Origin of the sequence: Azospirillum sp. ST 5-10 (genome assembly GCF_051225715.1) — a bacterium.
Taxonomy (GTDB): Bacteria; Pseudomonadota; Alphaproteobacteria; order Azospirillales; family Azospirillaceae; genus Azospirillum.
On record NZ_JBPJSP010000054.1, the window covers coordinates 1 to 19,450 of the forward strand.

General features: G+C 70.0%; 19 protein-coding genes. 6 read left to right on the plus strand and 13 right to left on the minus strand.

The annotated features are described in order from the left end of the window. Window positions 1-73: 73 nt before the first annotated feature. A complete protein-coding gene (locus ACSBPG_RS31035) occupies window positions 74-775 on the minus strand; it encodes a LytTR family transcriptional regulator DNA-binding domain-containing protein (RefSeq protein ID WP_435541130.1) in 702 nt (233 codons plus the stop codon). Between the two features lie 212 nt (window positions 776-987). Between ACSBPG_RS31035 and ACSBPG_RS31040 the strand changes: the two genes are divergently transcribed. From ACSBPG_RS31040 to ACSBPG_RS31050, 3 genes are read left to right on the plus strand one after another with little or no spacing between them, the layout of a single operon-like run. Beyond that, window positions 988-1,710 carry a hypothetical protein gene (locus tag ACSBPG_RS31040; RefSeq protein WP_435541131.1) on the plus strand — a complete coding sequence of 241 codons (723 nt, stop codon included), beginning with the start codon at window positions 988-990 and terminating at the stop codon, window positions 1,708-1,710. After that, complete coding sequence (locus ACSBPG_RS31045) at window positions 1,707-2,885, plus strand: M48 family metalloprotease (RefSeq protein WP_435541132.1); 1,179 nt, start codon at window positions 1,707-1,709, stop codon at window positions 2,883-2,885. Before ACSBPG_RS31040 ends, ACSBPG_RS31045 begins: the two co-directional genes overlap by 4 nt. A 4-nt stretch (window positions 2,886-2,889) precedes the next feature. Beyond that, window positions 2,890-3,480 (plus strand): hypothetical protein, encoded by a 591-nt coding sequence (locus tag ACSBPG_RS31050; protein ID WP_435541133.1) that lies wholly within the window; start codon window positions 2,890-2,892, stop codon window positions 3,478-3,480. A gap of 178 nt (window positions 3,481-3,658) precedes the next feature. Here the strand turns inward: ACSBPG_RS31050 and ACSBPG_RS31055 are convergent, their stop codons facing one another. The 9 genes from ACSBPG_RS31055 to ACSBPG_RS31095 all read right to left on the minus strand — a co-directional run bounded on the left by ACSBPG_RS31055 (window position 3,659) and on the right by ACSBPG_RS31095 (window position 13,311). Then, window positions 3,659-4,282 carry a nuclear transport factor 2 family protein gene (locus ACSBPG_RS31055; protein WP_435541134.1) on the minus strand — a complete coding sequence of 208 codons (624 nt, stop codon included), beginning with the start codon at window positions 4,280-4,282 and terminating at the stop codon, window positions 3,659-3,661. A gap of 101 nt (window positions 4,283-4,383) precedes the next feature. Then, window positions 4,384-6,426 carry a TRAP transporter permease gene (locus tag ACSBPG_RS31060; RefSeq protein ID WP_435541135.1) on the minus strand — a complete coding sequence of 681 codons (2,043 nt, stop codon included), beginning with the start codon at window positions 6,424-6,426 and terminating at the stop codon, window positions 4,384-4,386. 33 nt (window positions 6,427-6,459) lie between these two features. Further along, window positions 6,460-7,596 carry a TAXI family TRAP transporter solute-binding subunit gene (locus tag ACSBPG_RS31065; protein WP_435541136.1) on the minus strand — a complete coding sequence of 379 codons (1,137 nt, stop codon included), beginning with the start codon at window positions 7,594-7,596 and terminating at the stop codon, window positions 6,460-6,462. 262 nt (window positions 7,597-7,858) lie between these two features. Next, a complete protein-coding gene (locus tag ACSBPG_RS31070; protein ID WP_435541137.1) occupies window positions 7,859-8,833 on the minus strand; it encodes a DUF6282 family protein in 975 nt (324 codons plus the stop codon). A 41-nt stretch (window positions 8,834-8,874) separates the two neighbouring features. Then, a complete protein-coding gene (locus ACSBPG_RS31075; protein WP_435541138.1) occupies window positions 8,875-9,507 on the minus strand; it encodes a flavin reductase family protein in 633 nt (210 codons plus the stop codon). A 5-nt stretch (window positions 9,508-9,512) separates the two neighbouring features. Further along, window positions 9,513-10,274 carry an HpcH/HpaI aldolase family protein gene (locus ACSBPG_RS31080; RefSeq protein WP_435541139.1) on the minus strand — a complete coding sequence of 254 codons (762 nt, stop codon included), beginning with the start codon at window positions 10,272-10,274 and terminating at the stop codon, window positions 9,513-9,515. Window positions 10,275-10,276: 2 nt separating this feature from the next. After that, a complete protein-coding gene (locus ACSBPG_RS31085) occupies window positions 10,277-11,188 on the minus strand; it encodes a hypothetical protein (protein WP_435541140.1) in 912 nt (303 codons plus the stop codon). Window positions 11,189-11,281: 93 nt separating this feature from the next. After that, window positions 11,282-12,097 carry a DNA-binding transcriptional regulator gene (locus ACSBPG_RS31090; RefSeq protein WP_435541141.1) on the minus strand — a complete coding sequence of 272 codons (816 nt, stop codon included), beginning with the start codon at window positions 12,095-12,097 and terminating at the stop codon, window positions 11,282-11,284. Window positions 12,098-12,297: 200 nt separating this feature from the next. Further along, complete coding sequence (locus ACSBPG_RS31095) at window positions 12,298-13,311, minus strand: AraC family transcriptional regulator (protein ID WP_435541142.1); 1,014 nt, start codon at window positions 13,309-13,311, stop codon at window positions 12,298-12,300. Between the two features lie 173 nt (window positions 13,312-13,484). Here ACSBPG_RS31095 and ACSBPG_RS31100 point away from each other — a divergent pair, with 173 nt between their 5' ends. From ACSBPG_RS31100 to ACSBPG_RS31110, 3 genes are all read left to right on the plus strand, one after another. Next, window positions 13,485-14,396 carry an NmrA family NAD(P)-binding protein gene (locus tag ACSBPG_RS31100; protein WP_435541143.1) on the plus strand — a complete coding sequence of 304 codons (912 nt, stop codon included), beginning with the start codon at window positions 13,485-13,487 and terminating at the stop codon, window positions 14,394-14,396. 12 nt (window positions 14,397-14,408) lie between these two features. Further along, complete coding sequence (locus tag ACSBPG_RS31105) at window positions 14,409-15,164, plus strand: SDR family oxidoreductase (RefSeq protein WP_435541144.1); 756 nt, start codon at window positions 14,409-14,411, stop codon at window positions 15,162-15,164. A gap of 122 nt (window positions 15,165-15,286) precedes the next feature. Continuing rightward, window positions 15,287-15,799 carry a DUF1097 domain-containing protein gene (locus tag ACSBPG_RS31110; protein ID WP_435541145.1) on the plus strand — a complete coding sequence of 171 codons (513 nt, stop codon included), beginning with the start codon at window positions 15,287-15,289 and terminating at the stop codon, window positions 15,797-15,799. A 218-nt stretch (window positions 15,800-16,017) separates the two neighbouring features. On the opposite strand, the gene ACSBPG_RS31115 is transcribed toward ACSBPG_RS31110, so the two are convergent. The 3 genes from ACSBPG_RS31115 to ACSBPG_RS31125 form a co-directional block, all read right to left on the minus strand. Further along, a complete protein-coding gene (locus ACSBPG_RS31115; protein WP_435541146.1) occupies window positions 16,018-17,436 on the minus strand; it encodes an aldehyde dehydrogenase family protein in 1,419 nt (472 codons plus the stop codon). Between the two features lie 60 nt (window positions 17,437-17,496). Further along, window positions 17,497-18,258, minus strand: coding sequence for an SDR family NAD(P)-dependent oxidoreductase (locus ACSBPG_RS31120; RefSeq protein WP_435541147.1), 762 nt, complete (start codon window positions 18,256-18,258; stop codon window positions 17,497-17,499). 69 nt (window positions 18,259-18,327) lie between these two features. Continuing rightward, window positions 18,328-19,206, minus strand: coding sequence for a 3-keto-5-aminohexanoate cleavage protein (locus ACSBPG_RS31125; RefSeq protein WP_435541148.1), 879 nt, complete (start codon window positions 19,204-19,206; stop codon window positions 18,328-18,330). Window positions 19,207-19,450 lie beyond the last annotated feature (244 nt).

Here is a 19,450-nt window from a genome sequence, read left to right on the forward strand (position 1 = left end):
TCGCCAAGGCCCGAAAGCCCTTCGAACCAAAGCTCGCCCCCTGAAAATAGGGCTTGCTCAACGTGACGGTATCTCACAGGGCCAGCAGTTTCTTCAGGGTGTCGATGCGGCCGCGGCTGACCGGCACCCGTGGCGCCCCGGGGGTGGCCATGACGAAGGCGGCACGGCCGTCGCTGCGGTCGATGGCGCGGGCGTGGCGCAGATTGACGAGGTAGCCGCGGTGCGCCCGCACGAACTGCCGCCCGTCCAGCCGCGCCTCGAGCTCCGACAGCGGCAGGGCGCAGAAGAACGCCCCGTCGGCGGTGTGCACCGTGGTGTAGTGGCCGTTCGCCTGCACGTAGACCGCGTCGGCCGGGTCGAGCAGCGTGACGCCGTGCCGGGTGGTGACCGGCAGCTTGACCAGCGGTGCGGCGCCGCCGTCCGCGGGAGGCGCCGGCTCGGCCGGCCGCCGACGGTCGATCTGGAACAGCATGAGCGCCGTCAGCGCGGCGCCGCCGTGGGCCAGGCCGGTGGCCTTGATCACCATGATCCGCCCCGGCAGGGCCACCGTCATGGAGGTGGCGGTGGCCGGCGCCTGCGGGTCGTGGGCGGCGGCGAGCAGCAGGTCGACCTTGGCGCGGCTGCCCGGCGGGTGCAGGTCGTGCAGCCGGGCGCCCAGCAGGTCCGCCGCCGCGCGGCCGAGGATGCGGGCGGCCGCGGCGTTGAGCGAGACGACGCACCGGTCCTGGTCGAGCACGACGAGGCCCGCGTCCATGTGCTGAAGGGCGTGCTCCATGGCCGCCAGTATAGCGCCGCGCCGACGGATGAGGAGCGTCCGCCGACCCGCCCCGGCCGCGGAGGACGGGCGGACCGCCATCCGGCACCTGCCGGTTGAACCCTTGGATGTGAAGTCGGTACGGGGTTGCAGGAGGCCGGGCACCTCCGGTATGAATTGAGCTCTCGCCACACCTGCACGCCGCTCGGGCGGGCCGCATTCCAGGATACGCGATGACACATTTCTGCAGCCGCACGGCACGGGGTGCCCGCCTCCTCGCCCTGGCCGTGGCCGTCGTGCTGGTCGGCGCCTGCACGGCGACCGCCAACCGCCAGATCGAGACGCTGAAGCGGCCGTCGGGGGATGCCCGGATCGTCCTCATGCCCCTCGACGTCGAGCTGGTCGAGCTGTCGGCTTCCGGGGCCCCGGACCCCAGGGCCGACTGGACGGACGCGGCCCGCGCCCACCTCCTGTCGGCGCTGCGGGAAAGGCAGCGGACCGACGGGCTGAAGCTCGCCGTCTACGACGAGGGTGATCTGCCGCAGGAGGTCGTCGACCGGCTGCACCAGATCCAGAAGCTGCACGGCGTCGTCGGCTCGACCATCCTCGTCAACGGAATCGAGGCGATGGCCCTGCCGACCAAGAAGGACCGGTTCGACTGGTCGCTCGGCCCGGCGGTCGGCCCGCTGCGCGAGGCGACGGGGGCGGACTATGCGCTGTTCACCTACATCCGCGACAGCTACTCCTCCGCCGGCCGCGTCGCCCTGATGATCGTCGCCGGCGCCTTCGGCGTGTCGGTCCCCGGCGGCGCGCAGGTGGGCTTCGCGTCCCTCGTCGACCTGCGGACCGGCGACATCGTCTGGTTCAACCGGCTGCAGCGGGGCACCGGCGATCTGCGGACGGCGGAGGCGGCACGCGAGACGGCGACCGTACTGCTGACGGAGTTTCCGCGATGAGCGGACCGGACCGGCGCCGGATGCTGGCGGGCGCGGGGTGCGCCTGCGCGACGCTGGCGCTGGCCGCCTGCGCCACCGGCGGCGGATCCGCGGTGGCGCCCCTGGCTCCGGGCTACCGCCCCGCCGCCGAGACGGACGAAGCCGGCCTGTGGCGCAGCATGGAGAAGGCGGAGGCCGAGTTGAGGCAGTCGCGCCACCGCATCCGCGACCCGGAGCTCAACGCCTACGTCCACGACCTCGCCTGCCATCTCGCCGGGGACCATTGCCGGGACGTGCGGACGTACCTGCTGCGCACGCCCCACTTCAACGCGAGCATGGCGCCCAACGGCATGATGCAGGTGTGGTCGGGGCTTCTGCTGCGCTGCCACAACGAGGCCCAACTGGCCGCCGTCCTCGGGCACGAGATCGGGCATTTCCTCCAGCGCCACACCATCTCCAACTGGCGGCAGCAGCGCGACGGCATGGACGTCGCCGCCTTCCTCAGCCTCGGCCTGGCGGTGGCCGGCGTGGGCGGACTGAGCAACCTCACCAACATGATGGTGCTGGCGGGCGTCTTCTCCTACCGGCGCGACCAGGAGCGGGAGGCCGACGACATCGGCATCGAACTGATGGCGAAGGCGGGCTATGCCCCCGTCGAGGCGTCCAAGGTCTGGGAGCAGATGGTGGCGGAGAAGAAGGCCGCCGACGAGGACAGCGGCGCCGGCCTGCTCTTCGCCACCCACCCTGGGTCGGAGGAGCGCATGGAGACCCTACGCCAACGCGCCGACACCTTGGCCCGGCCCGGCCAGGGCACCGGAACGGAGGCGTACCGGCAGGCCCTACGCGGCATCCGCCTGACGCTGTTCCAGGACGAGTTGCGCCTGCGCCAGTTCCCCAGGACGCTCGTCCTGCTCGACCGCATGGAGCGCGAACTGCCGCAGGACGCCGACGTCCACTTCTTCGGCGGCGAGCTGTACCGGCTGCGCGACGAGGGCGGCGACGAAGCCCGCGCCCGCGCCGCCTACGAACGGGCGCTGGCGCTGCCGGACGCGCCACCCCTCGCCTGGCGGGGCTACGGTCTCGTCCTGCGCGCGCAGGGCGACCGCCGCGCCGCCAGCGACGCGCTGCGGCGCTACCTCGAGGCCGTGCCGGACGCGCCCGACCGGGCGCTGATCCAAAGCTACATCGGAGTCTGACCCCATGAAGTCCGTCAAGGTGATGGCGCTGGGCGCGGCGGTGCTGGCGCTGGCGTCCTGTGCCCGCTACGCCCTGGTCGAGCCGCAGACCCGGGTGGTCGATGGAACGCTCCAGTTGACTCCGACCGAACGGTGGAGCCGCGTGGCCAACCCGGCGGCCGGCGATATCGGCGCTCCGGAGCTCTGGACGGTGGAGGGTGAGGCGCTGCACGCGCTGGTCATCGTTCCCGGCGTGGCCGACGGCAAGCCGCTGTTCCACCCGACCGGCGGTGCCGACAAGCTGCCGGCCTTCCGCACGGCGATGCCGCCGGAGGAGATCGCCTCGCTGTTCGAGGCGACGCTGACGACGGTGACGGCGTCCAGCCTGTTCCGCTACACCAAGGTGGAGCCGGCCACGGTGATGGGCCGTCCCGGACTGCACATGGAGTTCACCTACACCGGCCAGGACGAGGTCGACCGCAAGGGCTTGGCCGTCGCCGCCGTGGCCGACGGCCGGCTCTACCTGATCGCCTACCAGGGGACGGCGCTCTACCACTACGACAAGCACCTGCCGGAGGTGCGCTCAATCCTGTCCTCGGCCGTCATCCGCGGGTGACCGGCCGGGGCGCCGCCCGGCGCCGCGGGCGTCCGCGGCGCGCAAAGGCCGGCCGGGCGAGGAGACCCGCGGGCCTTTGCGTTCGGCTGAGCATGGGGATGTGATCGTCGGTGCCGCGGCAACGACGAGCCGGCACGCGGAGAGCCGCCGACGCCGATCGCCGCGGCACCGGACGGACCTACGTGGCGCCGGCGAGCCAAGCCTCCTCGCCGGCGTGGAAGGCCGCCAGCTGCGCGGGGCGGTCGTCGCCGAGCAGGTCGTGGTCGACCGTCACGCCGCGGCTCAACTGGATGTAGGCAAGGCAGCGGTAGGACGGACGCAGCGTCTCCAGCACCGCCCGATCGATGGGAAGCGTCTCGGCCGCGTTGACGGCCCGCAGGATGTCCCGCTCGAAGAGGACCTCGAAGGACAGGAGCTTCCAGACGCCGCGGTCGCGCACGGCACGCGAGAAGAAGCGGCAGAAGACGTGGAAGTCGGCCTCGACGCCGGCAAGCGTCACCCGGTTGAAGATCATGGCCGGGCTTTCGACGGTCGCCCTGTCGCCGACGACGCGGGCATAGGCGGGAAACACCCAGTGCTTGCCGGTGCCGGCCCGCTCCATCCATGCGCGCGTGGCCTCGACGTAGGCGTCGCCACCATGACCGTCGTACCAGCTCGTCCGCACGTAGGCGTCGTCGTGGAAGCAGTCCCGCATGACGTCGAAGCGGCGCTGGTCGCGGGCGAACCGCTCCCGCCGGACCAGGTCGAACAGCTCCTCGCGGTCCAGCATCGCCAGCAGGCGACGGTCGGTATCGGGCTGCATGCGGTCCCCCCTCCGCTCGAATCGGTCCGTCGTCGGGTCGGCATGGCCCGTCGACGATGGCGCGCCGCGCCCGGCCGGCGACGGCCGGGCGGCGGTCGTGTTCAGGTCGGCGGCGGCGCCCCGGTCATCGCCGGGCGGACCGCACCGGGCCAGGCCGGAGCGACGGCCTTGTGGGCCTGGCGGCGGTTCCGCATGAGGGCGGCGAGAACGACCGGGGCGATGATCAGAAGCCCGAGGCCGAGAAGCTGCCAGTCGTTCAGGCCGGGCACCGCGTTGCCGGGCAGCGCGATCACCACGGCGCCGACGAGCAGGGGAACCCGCATCAGCGCCCCCAGGGGGCCCCCGGCGAACAGGGGGCCGACACCGACCATGTAGCCCTGGATGCCGCTCGCGAAGATCCAGACGCCGAAAACGGCCAGCGCGGTCGAGCCGAGGACGTGGGGCCAGGTTCCGTGCATGATCAGCGCGGGGTCGAAGACAAAGAAGAACGGGATGAAGTAGATGATGCTGCCGATCTTCATCGCTTCGAAGCCGGTGCGCATCGGCGGGGTCCTGGCGATCGAGGCGGCGGCGAAGGCGCCGAGCGCCACCGGCGGGGTGATGAAGGACAGCATGCCCCAGTAGAAGATGTAGAGGTGGACCGCCAGCGGGTCGAGCCCGACCTGGATGAGGGCCGGGGCCAGCATCACCGCCAGGAAGATGTAGCAGGCCGTCGCCGTCATGCCGGTGCCGAGCACCAGGCTGGTGATCGCCCCCATGATCAGCAGCAGGTAGGGCGAACCGCCGGCGATGTGCAGCAGGTCGTTGACCAGCGTGCCGGCGAGACCGGTCATCGACAGGCCGCCGACGATCATGCCGACCGCCGCCAGGGTGGCCGCCAGCGTGGCGAACAGGCGGGACAGGCTGTCGATGAAGCCCAGCAGTTCCGCCCGGCCCCAGCGGTCGGTGCGGGAGACGAGCTGGTTGACCGCCACCAGCGCCACGGTGGCGTAGAACGGCGCGTACTGCTCCTGCTGCAGCACCAGCAGCATGACGGTCAGCAGCACGAAGGCGAAGACGTGGTGCCAGCCCTCCTTCAGGGTCCTCCTCAGGTCGGGGATCTCGTCGGCCGCGAGGCCGCGCAGCCCCTCGCGGGCGGCGCGGGCGTCGATCTGCACGAACAGCCCGAAGAAGTAGAGGAATGCGGGGATCACCGCGGCGATGGCGATCGTCGCGTAGGGGACCTGGAGGAAGTCGGCCATCACGAAGGCGGCCGCCCCCATCACCGGCGGCATCAGCACGCCGCCCGTCGAGGCGCAGGTCTCGATGCCGGCCGCCACCGTACCCTTCATGCCGACCTTGCGCATGGCGGGAATGGTCATCACGCCGGTGGTCAGCACGTTGGTGACCACGCTGCCGCTCAGCGAGCCCATCAGGCCGCTGGACAGGATCGCCACCTTGGCCGGCCCGCCGCGGACCCGGCCGAGCAGCGCGAAGGCGAGGTTGATGAAGAAGCGGCCGGCACCGGTGTGCTCCAGCGCGGCGCCGAACACCACGAAGCCGAAGACCAGGTTCGCGAAGGCCTTGAGCGGAATCCCGAGCATGCTCTCCAGGCTCATCGCGTGGTAGGCGGCGACGTACGCGAAGGGGGAGCTGAAGGCGGAGATCGGCCCCGGCAGCTTGTCGGCGAACAGGGGGTACAGGGAAAAGAAGCAGACGATCGCGCTGAGGACGAGGCCGCCGGTGCGGCGGCCCGCCTCGATCATGACCACCCACAGGACGGTGCCGAAGACGACCGCGGTCGTCGGCGGCGCCATCTCCCAGCCGGAGAGCACGATGTCGTAGGCGTTGAGGATGAAGTAGCCCAGCGTCACCAGGGCGACGACCGCGAAGGCCCAGTCGACGACGCCGGGTCCCTGCCCCGGCCGCGACGCGAGGCCGGGAAAGAGCAGGAACACCGGAGGAATGCACAGCGCCAGGACCGCGTAAAGGTACTGGTTGTCGAGGATCGCCACATCGACGATCGAACCGACGTTGAACGTCTGGTTGACTCCCAGAAGCAGCATGGCGATCGTGAAGACGCGGATGACCAGCACCGTCCTGCCGCCGACGACGCGGGCGGGCGCCGCCTCGCCGTCGTAGAAATTGTTCTCGATCTCGGACATCTGGGCCTGACCTGCAAAGGGGGGTTGCGGGCGTTACTTGAAATAGGCGGGGAAGCCGGCCGCCTCGAGCGCCTCGGCACGCACCTTCAGCCACTTCTGGGCGAAGTCGTCGCCGGTCACGTCGGCCATCTTCTTCCAGGCCTCCTGCAGGACCCGGCCGCGCGCCATGAGCTGGTCGTTGTGCTTCTGCTTCTCGGCGTCCCAGGTGCCGGCTTCCCTGTAGTACCGGACCGCCCCCTCGTTGTACGGCACGACCCAGTCATAGGCCTGCGACTTGGCCGCCCAGCCCGACGTGCCGGACTGCGCCTTGCTGTAGACCGGCGCCTGCCGGTCGATCGCCTTGGCCACGTTGTAGACGAGGTCGGGATCGGCGGCGTAGGTGATCAGCACGGGATAGGGAACGCCGGCGCATTCCAGGGGATCGTCCTTGCTGATGTTGACGCCGACCGTGGCCTTGCGCTGGTAGAAGTGGGGATTGACGCTCTGCAGGCGCTTCCAGCCCTCGGTGTCGGCGAACGGCAGCGGGATCCACCGGAGTCCCTGGGGCGAGGCCGCCGCCTGTTCCAGCAGCGCGCTGCCGCTGGTGACGGCCGTCATGGCATCGATCTGGCCGTTGGCGAAGGCCTGCCAGGCGCCGCCGTAGCTCGGCTGCTCGACCAGTTGCACGTCGTCGAGGGCCAGGCCGCCGAAGGCGAGGAAGGCGCGGGCGTTGGACTGCACGGAGGGCGAGCTGACCACCCAGCCCACGCGTTTGCCCTTGAGGTCCTGGATGGTCTTGATGCTGCCGTCATCGGGCACGCCCATGGCCACGCCGTTGTCGGCGCCCACCAGGACGACGCCGGTGAGGGGTTGCGGCCCCCACTCCGGGTTGGCGTAGCTGAGGACGCCCTCGAAGGCGTAGAACGCGTCGCTTCCCGCCAGGGCGAAGGGCACGCGCCCGCTGCGCGCCGGGGCGACGCGCGACAGGTCGGTGCTGGCGGGCAGCACCCTCAGGGAGATGCCGTAGGCATCCTCCAGCGCCTTGCCGACGGCGATCGACTGGTTGTAGCCGAGGCTGCCCGTATCGAAGCTCGTCCACACGAGCGTCTTGGGCAGGGTGACATCGTCCGCCGCGGCCGCGCCCGGACACAGGCACAGCGCCGTGAACGCCATTCTCGCCAGCTTGTTCATGTCTCGTCCTCCCTAGCGCAACACCATTGCCGATTTTCGATTTTTGAGACGGGAGGCGCCGCTTCACGAGGTCACGGTCCCGCGGGACTGGTGTTCGGCGCCGTCACGAAGCCTGTCGGATCGCGTTCCGCTTGCCGGCACTGTACGTTTCGGCCGGGTCCCTCGGCACTGGTCTTTCGGACCATACTCCAGGCGCCGGACCCGGCCGTCGATGCGCGCGCGCCGGCGTTTCGTCTCCCGCAACCTCCGGCCGGCCGGGCCCTCAGTCGGCCGCCTCGGCCGCCGCCGATTGCGGCTCCGGCAGGCCCATCAGCCGGCAGGCGTTGAGGCCGATCATCTTGCGGATGTCCGTCTCGCCGTAGCCGAGCGCCAGACAGAGCCGGATCACCGAGCGGAAGCCCGCGACCGGGTGCGGGTTCTTGGCCTGGCCGAGATCGGACCCCAGGATGGTGCGGTCGACGCCGCCGGCGGTGATCAGCTCCTTGAGCTGCTCGCCCGTGAACTTCTTGTTGTAGGTCTCGTTGATGAACATGCAGAAGGAGTGCTCGACGTAGGCCCCCATGCCGACGAGCTCCTTGATGTCGCGCAGGTTGGCGTCGATCACGAAGGTCGGGTGGTTGACCAGAAGGCGCTTCACGCCGCGCTTCCTGGCCTCGTCGAACAGCGGCCAGATCTCGCTGATGTGGAGATGGCCGGCCGACAGCACGCAGTCGTAGGCGGCGATCTGGTCGAGGATCGGCTTGACCTCGTCCTTGAGTTCACCCTTGTCGGTGACGACCGACAGCCCGGTGGGCCGCAGCATCTCCTCCTTGGTCGGCAGGATGACGTGCCGGTGGCCGTGGCGCAGGTGGTTGGCGGCGCTGAAGGTCGGCATCCACACGATGCGCGCGCCGAGCTTGAGGCCATGGTCGACGGCGTAGGGGTTCAGCCCGCCGACCGTGTTGTTGAGCGGCACCCCGGTCAGCAGGGTGACCCGCAGGTCGGGCAGCGTCTCCTCGAGCAGCTTCGCCACCGGGGTGACGGAATAGTAGTGGTCCTTGAACAGGACCGCGCTCATGCCCGCGTCCTGAGCCTCGGTAATGGCCTGCACGTGGTTGAGGGACCGCGGCATGACCGACGGTCCGCTGTGGCAATGGAGGTCGACCGCACCGCGCAGGATGTCGTCGATGACCGCATCCGGCGCATCGGAATACTCCTCGACGGTCTTGGAGAAGGTGAGAATGGGATCGCCGCTCATCGACGTGTCTCCTGGTGTGGGTGGCGATCGCGCCCGCGCCCTCAGGCCGGCGCGTCGCTGTTCGTCTCGAGGTCGGATGGCCGGGGCTGCGGCGGCACGGCGATGATCTCGCCCAGGGTCGCGTAGTTCGGTCCGGCCAGCCGCGCCAGCGGCCGCAGCCGCGCGGTGTCGATCTTGCCGTCGGCGGCAAGGCCGTCGCGGACGAGGAAGAGTTGGATCTCGCCGACGAAGAACTGGTTGTTGCCGAAGTCGAGAACCGAGTGCAGCCGGCATTCCATGGCGACCGGCGCCGCCGCCACGCGCCGGGGCGCCACCAGCCGGCTCGGCACCAGTGCCAGCCCCAGCCGGTCGGCCTCGCTGACGTCGGGCGGGTATTCCGCGCCGCTGCGGTGCAGGGGGGCGAGCAGGGTCTCGTCGGCGATGTGGACGACGAACTCCCCCGTCTCGTGGATGTTGCGCGCCGTGTCCTTGAGGCCGCCCGGCCGCCGGCCGATGCTCACCCCCAGCATCGGCGGGCGGTGCGAGACGAAGGTGAAGCAACTGAACGGCGCCAGGTTCGACACCCCGGCCGCGGACCGCGTGCTGACCCAGGCGATCGGCCGCGGCACGACGACGCCGCACAGCAGCTTGTAGGCGGCGTCGCCCTCGAGCTCGGCCGGGCGGATCTCCTCCATGGCGGTCAGCCCAGCGTGTCGCGCAGCTCGGCGAGGCCCTTGGCCGCCGCCTGGCGCAGGAAGCCCTGGTCGGAGCCGAGGACGAAGGTGGTCGCCCCCTGGCGCTGCAGCCATTCGGCCTCGGCACGGCCGCCGACGAAGACGCTGACCGCCTTGTTCGCCCGGCGCGCCGCCGCGGCGATGGTCTCCACCGCCGCGCGGACCGCCGGCGGATCGGGCGTCTCGTCGCCGAACGCCGCCGTCAGGTCGCCGCGGCCGATGAACAGGGAGTCGATCCCCTCCACCGCGGCGATGGCGTCGATCGCGTCGAGCGCCGCGGGGTCCTCGATCTGCGCCACCACGGTCACCGCCGCGTCGGAGTCCCGGATGTGCCTCCACATCGGCACCGACGAAAACCCCCCGGCGCGGGTGCTGGTGGCGTAGCCGCGCCGTCCGCCGTAGCGGCACAGCGCCGCCACCTCGGCCGCGTAGGCGGCGCTCGCCACATGCGGCATCAGGATGCCGGCGGCGCCGGAATCCAGGACCGGCAGGATCGCCTCCGGACCGGGGACGCGCACCAGCGCCGGGATGCCGCAGCCGCGGGCCGCCATCAGGGCGATGTCGGTCGTGGTGCGGTCGAACGGCGCGTGCTCCTGGTCGACGACCACGAAATCGAAGCCGAGCCCGGCGACGATCTCGGTGCCGTGGCTGGTCGGCGTCTTGAGGAAGGTGCCGACCAGCCGGTCACCGGCCAGCATGCGCTGCCGGAAGGAAGACGCTTCGGACATTCTCAGGCCTCCGGCATGGGATAGTCGTCCGCGTTCAGCACCCACCCGGGCTTCCGCGAGAAGTCCAGGCGCGGCGGGCAGAACAGGTCGACGAGCTGGTTCAGGCCCTGGCCGACGGCCTCGGTGGTGTGCACCGCCGGCGGCGGGATGACGGCGATGGAGGGGCTGGCGCAGAGCTCGTGCTCGTCGTCGCGCCAGATCGTCCGGTTCGGCACCCACGGCCAGCGCAGGTGGTGGACGAACTCGCCCTCCAGCGCCAGCGACCCCTGCTCGAAATCGTCGTGATGATGGGGCGAGAGCATGGTGGGATCGCGCGGCCCCTGGCGCGGATCGATGTAGTTCACCATCAGGGTCGTGCAGCGCCAGATGCGCCCGAAGCGGCCTGTCTCCGGCGGCACGTCGAGGGAATAGACGCGCAGGCGGAAGCCGTCCTTCGGGGTCGGCCACGGGGTGGCCGGCGCGACCGCCGGCTTGGGCGTGCGGTAGGAGCCGGCGTTCGCGCATTTCGCCGCGAGATCCTCCGACCGGGTGGTGAACATGCGGACGATGCGGCCCGGCTTGCGGACGGTCACGCGGGAGGCGCCGGGCGGCACGAAGGCCAGCGTGTTGCCGGTCACCGTCCGGGTGCCGTCCGCGGTGGCGATCTCAACCTCGAGCCCCGGGTCGTGCAGGATGAGCGCGTATTCGTCGGGCTGCGCCTCGCGCGCCAGCACCGCGCCTTCGGCCGGGTCGGTGACGGCGATCAGGAAGTTCTGGCCCCGCGCGTACCAGGTCCTGCCCTCGGGTCCCTCCTCCTGCGGCGGCTCCTGGTAGAAGCGCACGTACTCGGCGCCGCCATAGCCGGTGAGCGGTGCCGCGGGCCCGCCGGCCGGTTTGGCGGCCAAACCCGCCCGCGGGTCGCTGGAGTGGTACATCGCTCGCCTCCCTCACCGTTTGCCTGGTCAATTGCACGGGATGATACGGGAAGGCGCGGCCGGCCGTGGCGAACTATTCACCGCCGTTTCGCATCACGAAACGGGGTCGACGTCCTGCCGGCCGTCGAGGCGGGAGATGCTGCGCGCGATGTTCTCCGCCGCGACCCGCAGATGCGGCACATAGAGGTCGACCGCCTGGGTGCGCTTCATGGCCGAGGTGAAATAGGTCAGTCCCAGGGTCGCCAGCACGCGGTCGCCGTCCATCACCGGGACCGCCAGGGTGCAGGAGGATCTCGGCTCGACCGTCGGGTCGCGCTCGGCGTAGCCCTGGCCGCGCATGGCCTTGAGCTGGCGCAGCAGGGCCGCCGGCTGGTGCGCCGGCGCGTTCTCCGGATCCTTCGAGGACGCCAGGATGCGCAACAGGATGCTGCGCTCGGCGGCCGGGCAGAAGGCGAGATAGGCGCGCCCCAGGCCGCGCGACACCAGGCTCAGCCGCCGGCCCACCGTGCCCTGGAAGGGCGAGATGGGGCTGTCGGCGATGGTGCTGAAGCGCACGGTGACGGCGTCCTCGTCGAGCACCGCGATGGCCACCGGCCATTTGAGCCGGCGCGTGAGGTCGATGGCCCAGGCGCGGCCCGCCTCCACCACCATGGGATCGCCATGGAAGCCGCAGCTCAGGGCGCGCACCAGCGAGGTCACGGAATAGCCGCCCTGGCGGTGGTCGTTGGCGACGTAGCCGCGGGCGGTCAGCGTCTTCAGCAGGCGCACGATGGTCGGCTTGGGCAGGCCGGTCGTTTCATGGAGCTGCTTCACCGACGCGACCTTCTGGCGGTTCAGCGCCTCCAGGAGGTCGAGCGCGCGCGTGACCGACTGGACCTCTCCCGACTTGCCCTGATCCGCGGCCGGCATGACGTTCCCTCGACGAGTTGACGGTTTCGGCGGCGTGCCTGTTTCACAACGTGAAACGGCAGCTGCCAAGATGCAAGTCCGCCGATGGTCCGCCGAGCACACCGATGACGACCGACGCCCGGCGCCGGATTCCATGACACGGTGGAACTGAGCAGGTTTGCCGAGCCCGCCCAAAGGTGGGCGGAGTTCGGAAAGCGTGCTCAGGCCGCGGTGGCGGCAGCGCTGCGATCGATGCCCTGAGACCCTGCCTCCTGCCCCGTTGCGGTGGCGGCGCCGGTCGCCACGCCGTTCTGCCGCGCCTTGGGCTTGTGACCGCGTCCGTACTGGCGGGGCGAGCACCCCATGACGCGTTTGAAGGCCGTGCTGAACGCGCTTTCCGATTCGTAGCCGAGCGAGACGGCGACCGCGGAGACCGAATCGCGCGAATTCTCCAGCCTGTCGCAAGCGAGCAGCATCCGCCATCGCGCCACATACTGCATCGGCGGCTCTCCGACCTGCTCCTTGAACCGGAGCGCGAAGGTCGAGCGCGACATGCCGGCGATCCCACCAAGTTCTTGCAAGGTCCATGGATGAGCGGGATCGGAATGGATCGCCTTGATCGCGGCGCCGAGTTGCTTATCCGCCAGGGAGAAGAACCAGCCGACACGATCGCCGCGCCCCGCGTCCAGATGCGCGCGCAGAGCCTGCATGAGCATGAGATGGGCCAAATGCTGCGTCACGAGCGCGTTGCCGGGCCGCCCTTCGCGCAGCTCCTTCATCATCTGCTCGACGGACCAGCGCAGCGCCGCCTGCCCGGGTTGCTCCCGAATGTGGACGATCGGGGGAAGCAGGCCCAGCAGCATGTCGGCGTGGCTGCCCGCAATCCCGAAGCGGCTTCCGACGAGAAACAATCCGCCGCCGCCATTCAGCGTAACGGCACCACCCCTTCGTGCGGCCGGGAAGATCTCCCTGGCCTCGACCGCCGGCCCATCAATGTTGCTGCCAAGCCGGAAGGGGCGGCCGGTGGGCAACACGAAGCAGTCGCCGGCCTCCAAGCGCACGGACTCGCAGACGCCCTCGACGGTGAGCCAGCAGCCCCCCGACACGATCGCATAGCATTTGATGAGCTTGTGCTGGTCGCCGAACTGGACGGCCCAGTCCCCGCCGGCATCGAAGCCGGAGGACACGTAGGCATGCGGTTTAAGCAGCGACAGAACGTCTGATAGCGGATCCATGGCCCATCTCGGACGACCGCAAAGATAATGCGGACTGTGCAGCATGGACCGTCCGAACGCAACCGCTTACCCTCCAGCTCGAACAGGAATGCTGGCGACGGCACGTCGGCCTGGGCAGCCAGCGGGAGCGGCTGGGCCGACCGCGCCAGCGCCTTCGAACACGGGAGCAAAACATGATCGTCGTAACCGCCCCCACCGGCGACATTGGCCACCAAGTCGTCCGGAACCTCCTCAAGTCGGGCGCGCCGATCCGAGTGATCGCGCGCGATCCATCGCGTCTGGCCGAAGAGGTGCGAGGCAGCGCCGAGGTCGTCGAAGGCTCTCACGGGGACGCCGGCGTCGTGAACGAAGCGTTCAGAGGCGCCGATACGGTGTTCTGGCTCACACCCCCCGATCCGACGGCCGCTTCCGTCATGGCGGCCTATGTCGATTTCACGCGCCCCGCTGCGGCGGCCCTGAAGGAGCACGGCGTCAAGCGCGTCGTTGCGATCACGGCGCTCGGACGCGGTTCGCCGCTTGCCGGCAAGGCGGGCTACGTCGCCGGCTCGCTGGCAGGGGACGATCTGATCGCCAGCACGGGCGTCGCTTTCCGTGGCCTCGCCAACCCGTCGTTCATGGACAACATCGCCCGCCAGGCGGCCGCGATCAGGGATCAGGGCAAGTTCTTCCTGCCGATCTCCGGCGATCTCAAGCTCCCGAGCGTCGCGACGCGCGACATCGCCGCAGTCGCGGCGCGTTGGCTGCTCGATGACAGCTGGACGGGCCGGAGCGACGTGCCGCTCCTCGGTCCCGAGGACATTTCGTTCAACGACATGGCCGACATCATCTCCGATGTGATCGGCAGACCGGTCCGCTACGTGCAGATCAGCTTTGAGGCCTACAAGGCCCGCTTCGCGCAGTTCGGCATGTCCGACGCCATGGCGCAGGGCATGACCGACATGGCCTGGGCCAAGGATCAGGGCCTTGACCTGACGGTCCCGAGGACGCCCGAAAACTCAACGCCGACGCGCTTCCGCCAATGGTGCGAGGACACCCTCAAGCCCGCCGTGCTCGGCAGCGCCGGCCTTCCGGTACCTCAGCAGTAGGAGCATCAGGCCATGCATCTGACCGGTCGCACCATGCTCATCACCGGCGGCACGAGCGGCATCGGCCGGGGGCTCGCCGAAGCGTTCCATCGGCTCGGCAACCACGTCATCATCACGGGACGTCGCCAAGCGCTCATCGACGAAATCACCGCGGCGCATCCCGGGATGCATGGCCTGCCGGCGGATATGCGGGACCCGACGGCGATCGCCCGCCTCGCCGAAGACGTTCAATCCCTTTTCCCCGACCTCGACGTGCTCGTGAACAATGCCGGCATTTCCCGCCAGGAGGCCTGGGACGGCGATGCGATCGACATCGATACGTCGCTCGCCATCGTCGAGACCAACATCGTGGGCGTCCTGCGGCTGACCGCCGCCCTGCTGCCGACGCTCGCGCGGCAACCGTCCGCGACGATCATCACAACCACCTCGGGCCTCGCCTTCGTACCGCGCTCCAACTACCCCACCTACTGCGCGAGCAAGGCGTTTCTCCATTCTTGGCTTCAGTCCCTGCGCCACCAGCTCCGGCACACGCCGATCGAAGTCATCGAACTGCCGCCCCCCTACGTGCGGACGGAACTCGCGGGTCCTCGGCAGGCGAGCGATCCGGCCGCCATGCCGCTCGCCGACTGCATCGCGGAAGTCGTCGGGCTGCTCCAAAAGCCGACACCGGCCGGTGGCGAGATCCTGGTCGAGCGGGTCAAGGCTCTGCGCATGGCGGAGCGAAGCGGTGTCTATCGGGAAATCTACGCCAGTCTCAACCCGGCATAGGTGCCGGCCCGAACCGTTCAACAGCGGTCCGCACACAGGTCGGGCGAGGCGCGAAGAACGCAGCGCGTCCGGGTTCGCGGCACTCGAGCCTGATTTGGCGACCGACAAAAGGACATTCCACCATGAGCACCCCGCAAGCTCAGGACATGCGGCAGGCCGATCACGGTCAGCCACGCGGAAAATTCATCCTCTGGACGCTGAACGCCTCCGTTGTCGCCGCAGTTGCCGCTTGGCTCAGCGCGGCGTTCGGCTTGGAGGTTTGGGTGATGTTCGCCGGGTTCATTGCCTGGTTCACGCGCCCGACATCGCTGAAGAACAGCGCGGCGGCGATGTTGTGCCTGTGGTTGGGCATCGCCATCGGCGCCGCATCGCACATCGTAACCGGCGCCCTCATTCCGTGGCTTGATCACATGGCGCTGCCGGTCGTTGTGTTCCTCGTCGCGATCCTCATCGTCGGCCTGCGCGCCCATCGCATCCTGGGCAACATGCTGGCGTGGTTCCTCGGCATGGTGACCTACTTCGCGGCCGATGTTGACCCTGCCGCCGCATCCTTCATGCATCTCGCCTTTGCCACCGCGATCGGCGGACTCGCCGGCTGCACCTGCCAAGCCGTCAACCGGCGCTTCGCCGAATAGCGTCCGGTCCATTCGGGTCGCAGAGACGGCATGGCAGGACACTGCCGAGCGCGACATCCTCGCCCTCAGCCGCCAGCGTTCGCATCGCATCAGGACGCCGCTTCCGCATTTCGCGCGCCCCTTCGCTATGCTCCCGCGCGGCGAAGCCTTCGATTGGGCCCGTATCGGAATCAGCCTGCTGCGGCAGCCTTCGGACCATGCTCCGGCCGGAGCACGCGCTAACCGAGGATCGCCTTCACCTCGAGGTACTCCTCGAAGCCGAAGACGCCGAACTCGCGCCCGTTGCCGGACTGCTTGTAGCCGCCGAAGGGCAGGCTGCGGTCGAACGGCGCGCCGTTGAGGTAGACGCGCCCGGCACGGATGCGGTTGGCGACCGCGCGGGCGTGGTCCCGGTCGCGGGACTGCACGAAACCCGCCAGTCCGAACGGCGTGTCGTTGGCGATCTCGATCGCCTCCTCCTCGCTGTCGTAGCTCAGGATGGACAGCACCGGTCCGAAGATCTCCTCGCGCGCGATCCTCATCCGCGGCGTCACGTCGCCGAACACGGTCGGGCGGACGTAGTGTCCGCGGTTGAAGCCGGCCGGGCGTCCGGTGCCGCCGGCCACCAGCGTGGCGCCCTCGTCGATGCCCGACTGGATGAGGTCCTGGATCTTGTCGAACTGGGCGGCGCTGACCATCGGCCCCATGGTGGTCGCGGGGTCGAGCGGGTCGCCCAGGCGAACGCTCCCGACCGCCGCACGCGCCGCGGCGAAAGCGGCGTCCCGCCGGTCGCGCGGGATCAGCATGCGCGTCGGCGACTGGCAGTTCTGGCCGCCGTTGGTGTAGCAGGCGTGCACGCCGGCGATCACCGCGGCCGGCAGATCGGCGTCGGGCAGGATGATGTTGGCGGACTTGCCGCCCAGCTCCTGCGCGACGCGCTTGACCGTGTCCGCGGCGAGCTTGGCCACCCGGACGCCGGCCGCCGTCGAGCCGGTGAACGACACCATGTCGATCCCGGGATGGGCGGCGATGGCCTCGCCGACCGTCGGACCGTCGCCGTTCACCAGATTGAAGACGCCGGCCGGGAGCCCGGCCTCGTGGATGATGTCGGCCAGGAGCATGGCGCTCAGCGGCGCGATCTCGCTCGGCTTGAGGACGACCGTGCAGCCGGTCGCCAGGGCCGGCGCCACCTTGGAGGCGACCTGGTTCAGCGGCCAGTTCCACGGCGTGATCAGCCCGCACACACCGATGGGCTCGCGCCGCACGATCCCGTTGCCCATCGGCTCCTCGAACCGGTAGCCCGCAAGCACGCGCGCCGCCTCCTCGAAATGGAAGAGCGCGACGGTGGCCTGGCGTTCGGTCGCGAAGGTGATCGGCGCGCCCATTTCCAGGGTCATCGTCCGCGCCAGCTCCGGCAGGCGCGCCTTGAAGCCGTCGATGATCCGGCGAAGGTGGGCGAGGCGGTCCTCGACCGCCGTCCCGCAATAGGTCACGAAGGCGCGGCGGGCCGCGGTCACCGCCCGATCGACGTCCGGACGCGCGCCCAGGGCGATCGTCGCGATGGCCTCCTCGGTCGCCGGATTCAAGACCTCGAGGGACGACGGCGCGACCGGGTCCACCCACGCGCCGTCGATGTAGAACTGCCGCTTCTCGATCATTCGCCGTCCTTCCTTCCTGCCATCCCGCGTCGTCGCGGTCGCCACATCCCTGTCCAAGGGTCAGAGATGCCGGCCCTCGTCCACCGGCACGACGATGCCGGTGGCACTGGTCAGATGAACGATGCAGGCCACCACCGCGCGGGCGACGTCGTCCGGCGTGGTGACGTGGGCGAGCGGCAAGCGTTCCGCCGTCTTCTGCAACTGCTCGCGGGTGCGGCCGGGGACGAAGTCCGTGTCCACGCCGGCCGGCGAGACGGAGAACACGCGGATCTTCGGCGCCAGCACCTTGGCGAGCGCGATCGTCAGCGCGTCGACGCCGGCCTTCGCCGCCAGATAGGCGAGGCTGCTGCCGAGGCCCGTCCGGGCCGCGATGGACGAGATGTTGACGATGGCCGGCCGGCTGCCGCGCTCCAGCAACGGACGGAAGCCCCGGACCATGGCGAACGGTCCGCGCAGATTGACCGCGACGGTGCGGTCGAAGACGGCATCCGTCAGCCCCTCGAGATCGCCGGCCGGCACCGGCGTGGTCGCGCCGCCGCAATTGACCAGCGCGTCGAGGCGGCCATACCGGGCGTCCACCGCCTCCACCGCCTCGGCGATGGACGCGGTGTCGTCGATGGCGATGCGGATGGCCAGGTGACCGCTGCCCGGAAGGCCGGCGACCACCTCGTCCGCCAGGGCCCGGCGGCTGTTGTAGCCGACGACGACGCTCGACCCCAGGGCGGCGAGACGGGCGGCCGCTGCCTTGCCGATGCCGCTGCCGGCGCCGGTGATCAGCGTGACTTTCGGGACGGGCAGTTCTGGAACGTCGATGCCGGTCATCGGCAAGTCTCCCGACCAAGAGGTTGCGGTCCCGGCTCCGGCGCAACGCCGGCCGCCGGACAGGTCCCGCTACAGCGGAAGCGCCAGGAGGTCCCGGGCCTGCGGCGCGGTGGCGATCTGCCCGCCCAGCGATTCGACGATGCCGCGGGCCTTCTCGACCATGGCGGCGTTGGACCCGGCCAGCACGCCCTTTTCGAGATGCACGGCGTCCTCCATGCCGATGCGGACGTGGCCGCCGGCCAGATAGGACTGGGCCACCATCGGAAACGCCATGCGGCCGATGCCGAAGGCGGTCCAGTGCGCGCCGGCCGGCAGGGCGCCGCGCGCGTACAGCACGGTTTCCGGCGACGGCTGGAACCCGTACTTCACGCCCATGACGATCGAGCACAGGAGCGGACCTCTCAGCGTTCCCTCGCCCACCAGGTCGCGGCACAGGGCGATGTCGCCGGAATCGAACAGCTCGATCTCCGGCTTCACGCCGGCACTGTTGATCACCGCGGCCATGCGGCGGACGCTGTCCGGCGTGTTGATGACCACCTGCCCGCCGGAGTTCATGGTGTTCAGGTCGAGGGTGGCGACGTCCGGCTTGAGGAGCGCGATGTGCCTGACCCGGTCTTCGGGGCGCATCAGCGTGGTGCCGGGGCCTGCCAGCTTCGGATCGTCGGGATGCGGAACGAAACGGCCGCCCGGCCCGGTGGTCAGGTTGATGATGACGTGGCGGTTGCGGGTCCGGATGCGCTCGACGACGTCACGGTAATGGTCGAGGTCCATGGAGGGCCGGCCGGTCTCCGGATCGCGCACGTGGATGTGCACCGCGGCGGCCCCCGCCTCCGCCGCCTCCAGACAGGATTCGGCGATCTGCCCCGGCGTGATCGGCAGATGCGGCGTCATGTCCGGCGTCGTCAGATTGCCGGTCACCGCGCACGTGATGATGACACGCGATTGCATGATCCCGCCTCCCTCCCCGCGAGCTCTTCCCGATGCCGTCCTGCGACGGCTTGCTTGCCCGCAGTCTACACGAGAGGCGATGATGGCGGTGCGCGCGACGTTCCGCCGTTCCGCTGTACGAAACGGGGGGCTGGTTCCGCGGAGCCCGGACGTGCGGCCGGGGCCTGACACGACGAAGCCCGCCGGGCGTTGGCCTGGCGGGCTTCTGAATTTGGTTGCGGGGAGAGGATTTGAACCTCTGACC